Source organism: Anaeromusa acidaminophila DSM 3853, from assembly GCF_000374545.1.
GTDB classification, from domain to species: domain Bacteria; phylum Bacillota; class Negativicutes; order Anaeromusales; family Anaeromusaceae; genus Anaeromusa; species Anaeromusa acidaminophila.
This window is the reverse complement of record NZ_KB894625.1, coordinates 1-3304: the sequence shown is the minus strand read 5'-3', so window position 1 is coordinate 3304 and position 3304 is coordinate 1. Positions and strand designations below refer to the sequence as shown.

Genomic DNA, 3304 nt, shown 5'->3' with positions numbered 1-3304 from the left:
CGTTCTTCACCCAGCGTCTTCTTCAAAACAAGAGCTCGTTCAGCTCCTGCGAGGCCAGCTGAAAGGGAAATGCGGGAACTCGCTGCGCTCAGACAACCGTATTTCTTATCCTACCAGCTGGCCTTACAGGCCCTGCGGAGCGCTTCGCTCGCAAAAGTTTTGCCGCAGGCGCTGGGCGCGGACGTTAGGCTGCAGCCTGTGAATTGATATGCTTTCCTTGTTAAAGGGAGGTAGGGGAAGTGGTGTTTCTGTATCCCCGCATAGAGTGCAATATCGACCTAATTTTCTTATATATAATGAAGGAAAATGAATATTTTTCCTAAACCTTGCAATATTGTTAGGATACAGTTTGAAAATCTAAAAGCTGTAAGGAAAATTTTAAAGTAAAATTATGTAAAAATAGAACGATAATTCTGAAAAAAGAAAGACATTGCGAGTAAAATAATCCGCTAAGAAAGGGAGTTTTTTGCGAAAATTTGTTTATGAGTAATTTTATGAAAACTTAAAAAGTAAATTACAATAGGCGTTTATTTGATGAAAATGGAAGTTGTGGTGAATTAGTGCGTGTGTGGATAGATATGCAAGCCTCAATCTATATAATTACAAAATCTAATTTTTTTTAAAACTAAACAACTTTGGAAGTAACAAATAAAGATATAAATAAAAACAAAAATATTTACACACAAGACGCTGCGGTTTGACAGTCAAAAAAAATCATGTTACAATGACTAAACCTTTAGAAAGGGGGAGTGGAATGAAAAACACTCTGTCTCTAAAGGTACTTTCTGAGCGGAAAGAGCTGGTGCTGATTTCAGCGCTGGCACTGTCGATCTTCTTTTTGACCGGCTTTGTATGGGCATATAAAACGGTCGATGTGCAGGTCGATGGGCAAGCTGTTTCCATTCGCACGCTACACAGCAAGCCCACGGACATTTTGGCGGAAGCCGGAGTGGAAATGGGACCGCAGGACGAATATCGCTTGTCGACGCCTTCGGTGCAGAATGGTACGGTGGTGGAGGTGCTTCGTGCATTCCCCGTGACAGTTCAATTAAAAGAAGGAACTAAAACCGTTATGACGGCCAAGCAGACGGTTGGGGAATTGGCAGGAGCGCTGGGCTTTAAGCCTGAAACCGTGCGAACCGAACCGGGGGACGGGGTACGCCTGTCTCCGAATATGACGGTACGCCTCGTAAAAATCGAAACAAGAATGGAAACAAGGGAGATTCCTGATCCCTTCTCCGTGATGCAACAGCCTGATGCTACTCTTGAAAAAGGGGCAACAGAGGTGCTGGAAACAGGCACCGACGGAGTGAAAGAAGTGGCTGTCCGTGTTACTTTAGCGGATGGTGAATCTATCGGGGAACAAGTGGTGTCAGAGAAAGTCAAGGTAGCCTCCAAAGCGCAGACGGTGCGAGTTGGTACACGCGATGTAGTGAATACGTCTCGCGGCGATCAACGGTTTAGCCGGACGTTAACGATGGAAGCTACGGCGTATCTGCCCACGGACGGAGGCGGTCATGGGATTACCGCCAGCGGCATTCCGGCTCGCTGGGGGGTTGTGGCAGTAGATCCCAGAGTGATTCCGTTAGGAACACGGTTGTATATCCCTGGTTATGGCTATGCAGTGGCTGCAGATACCGGTGGCGCCATCAAAGGAATGAAAATTGACCTTTGTATGGAGGACTATGCACAGGCATGGGGATTTGGCCGACGTTACGTCAAAGTATATGTGCTGGAAGACTAACCGTACAACAGGCAGGTAATGTATCGAATGCTGAAAGATGTCATTGTGGTAGAAGGAAAACAAGATATTCAGGCAGTGAAACGTGCTGTTGATGCCGAATGTATTGCTACCGGCGGATTTGGCTTAGGACCGCGTGTGTTGGAGCGGGTTGCTCAAGCTATGCGGCACCGGGGCGTCATTATTTTGACTGACCCGGACAGTGCTGGAGAACGAATTCGACGTTATCTTAGCAGCCATTTCCCGGAAGCGCGCCATGCCTTCATTCCGAAGGAAGAGGCTCAGGCGGCAGGCGATATTGGGGTGGAAAACGCATCGCCGGAATCCATCCGCACGGCTTTAGAAAAAGTTCGTGTGGAGCAGTGGCAGCCAGAAGAGCCTTTTGTTTGGAGCGATATGCTGCAAGCAGGGCTGACGGCTCACCCGGAGGCGGCGAAACGACGCGCCCTATTGGGAGCAGCGTTGGGTATTGGTTATGCCAATGCAAAAACCTTTTTTTATCGTTTGAATCATTATGGCATTACGGTTGAAGAATTCTGGGCTGCAGTGGCAGCCGGGGAGGAGCCTAAATCTTGTTGAGCCTGAAACCTGTCATTGCGAATAAGGATGTGACCTTGCATATTCTGAAACGTTTTGGCATTCGTATGAGTAAGAAACTTGGACAAAATTTTTTAGTGGATCCCTCAGTGGTGGCTGGTATCGTCAAAGCTGCAGGCATTCAAGAACAAGATGTAGTACTAGAAATTGGACCTGGAATCGGCACCTTGACGCAAGGCTTAGCCGAGACAGGCGCCAAGGTAGTTGCCGTAGAATTGGACCGGCATTTGTTGGACGTCTTGGCCCATACCCTGGAAGGGTATGAAAACGTCCGGATTGTGCATGGAGATATTCTTAAAATCGATATTCTACAAGAAGTAGGCTGCGGCCCGTTTAAGGTAGTAGCCAATCTTCCCTACTACATCACAACGCCCATTATCATGGAATTGCTGGAAGCTCGTCTTCCCATCGATTGCATGGTGACAATGGTGCAAAAAGAGGTGGCCGAACGCATGGCGGCCGAGCCGGGGAGCAAAGCCTATGGTGCATTATCAGTAGCGGTGCAGTATTATACTAAACCGCATGTGCTGATGACGGTACCGCCCAGGTCTTTTATTCCCGCTCCGGCTGTAGAGTCGGCAGTCATCTGTTGCGAACGTCGGGAAAAACCGGCTGTCGAAGTAGAGGATGAAGCCTTATTTTTCCGCGTAGTAAAAGCGGCCTTTGGCCAAAGGAGAAAAACCTTGGCCAATGCCCTAAAGGCCGGAGGATTTCCTCAGGAACAGCTTCAATTGGTATTGGCGGAAGCCGGTATCAATGCTATGCGGCGAGGCGAGACTCTTTCATTAGATGAATTTGCTGCTATTGCTAATGGTCTATTCGCTCAGAAACGTACCGAAGAGAATTTATGACAACAAAAAAGCCCGCTGCATGATATGCTACCCCTAGATAGGACAATGAAAAAACACATTGTCTTGTCTGGGGGTAATTTTATGCCACATAAAGAAAAAGTATCGGCCACTTTGA

4 protein-coding genes are annotated in these 3304 nt (G+C 47.5%); all 4 read left to right on the top strand.

The features are described 5' to 3' along the window. Window positions 1-207, top strand: a 207-nt coding sequence (locus C508_RS20600; RefSeq protein WP_215731992.1) for a hypothetical protein, incomplete at its 5' end; no start/stop codon positions are given. Between the two features lie 547 nt (window positions 208-754). Next, a complete protein-coding gene (locus C508_RS0117210; protein ID WP_018704809.1) occupies window positions 755-1744 on the top strand; it encodes a resuscitation-promoting factor in 990 nt (329 codons plus the stop codon). Between the two features lie 27 nt (window positions 1745-1771). Beyond that, window positions 1772-2320 carry a ribonuclease M5 gene (gene rnmV / locus C508_RS0117205; RefSeq protein ID WP_026319591.1) on the top strand — a complete coding sequence of 183 codons (549 nt, stop codon included), beginning with the start codon at window positions 1772-1774 and terminating at the stop codon, window positions 2318-2320. Beyond that, complete coding sequence (gene rsmA / locus C508_RS0117200) at window positions 2314-3189, top strand: 16S rRNA (adenine(1518)-N(6)/adenine(1519)-N(6))-dimethyltransferase RsmA (RefSeq protein WP_018704807.1); 876 nt, start codon at window positions 2314-2316, stop codon at window positions 3187-3189. The genes rnmV and rsmA overlap by 7 nt, the downstream gene beginning before the upstream one ends. Window positions 3190-3304: the final 115 nt, after the last annotated feature.

Coding starts and splice junctions, on each gene's coding strand:
- C508_RS0117210 (WP_018704809.1), top strand. CDS start 755: ATGAAAAACACTCTGTCTCTAAAGGTACTTTCTGAGCGGAAAGAGCTG.
- rnmV (WP_026319591.1), top strand. CDS start 1,772: ATGCTGAAAGATGTCATTGTGGTAGAAGGAAAACAAGATATTCAGGCA.